Origin of the sequence: Fictibacillus aquaticus (genome assembly GCF_002245695.1) — a bacterium.
In the GTDB taxonomy this organism is placed as follows: domain Bacteria; phylum Bacillota; class Bacilli; order Bacillales; family Fictibacillaceae; genus Fictibacillus; species Fictibacillus aquaticus.
Genome location: NZ_NOII01000014.1, coordinates 4038 through 5094, shown reverse-complemented (window position 1 = coordinate 5094; position 1057 = coordinate 4038). Strand labels below are relative to the sequence as shown.

The following is a 1057-nucleotide window of genomic DNA, read 5'->3' as shown; positions in this document are numbered from 1 at the left end:
TTCATGCCTTCTGTCAAGAGCTGGTCCGACTGGCGGATCTTCATCTGTCCGCTGAAATACAAAATAATGATCCCAGACAGCGCACCGAAAATCATAGAATCGGTCTGAATCTGTACCGCGATAACTGCAATAATTGCAGCGATTGCAGCTGCGATTGAGCGTTTAGTATATTCAGCGGTCGTTCCAGTTAAAGAAATCGGTTTATCATCGTATTCTCTTGGCTTACGGTACGTGAAAAATACTGCGACTAACAGACCTGCAATCATGCCAAGAGACGGAATTGTCATGGCTGCAGGAATACTGTCCATGGAGATGCTCATACCGCTTGCCTTCATGTTTGTCTGAATGATTTCATGGAAAATGCCGCCGAAGCCTACCGGAAACCACATGTAAGGTGTAATTAAACCGAACGTGATAATTGCTGCTGTCATCCTTCTGTCGATTTTCATAGAATTTAAAACCAGCAATAACGGCGGTATAAAAATCGGGATGATCGCGATGTGGATCGGGATGACATTTTGTGAGAATGACGAAAGCATTAGGATCACGAACAAAATAATAACTTTAGATCCTGTCTTTTTCGCAGATTCTCCTTCTTTCCCTACGAGATTTATCGCCTTGTTGACCATAAGATCTGGAAGCCCTGTTTTCGACAAAGCGACCGCAAAGCTTCCGAGCAGTGCATAGCTTAAGGCTACAACGGCATTTGATCCGAGCCCTTCACTGAACACTTCGATGGTCTTTTCGATGCCAAGACCGCCGATAAGCCCACCTGTCAGTGCTCCGACAACAAGAGCAAGTACTACATGTATGCGCAATAAGCTTAAAATAAGCATGGCTAAAATTGCAATGATGACTGAATTCATGATGTTTCCTCCAATATGCTTTACTACACTAAAACACTAATATGGTAAACCTATAATAAACTACCATGACAATGTTTCCTTGTCAACACTTTGGAGCGGAAAGGCTTTTTCGTTAATTATGATGGCATGTAAGAACTCAGAGAAGAGGTTGATCTCCGTTTCAGGTGCACGCTTTCCGCGGGGCGGGCGGT

At 43.8% G+C, this 1057-nt stretch carries 1 protein-coding gene; it reads right to left on the bottom strand.

The genetic code is table 11. From position 1 onward, the window contains the following. On the bottom strand, positions 1-866 hold an 866-nt coding region (locus tag CGZ90_RS17860; protein WP_094253899.1), incomplete at its 3' end, for a Na+/H+ antiporter NhaC family protein. Between the last annotated feature and the right edge of the window lie 191 nt (positions 867-1057).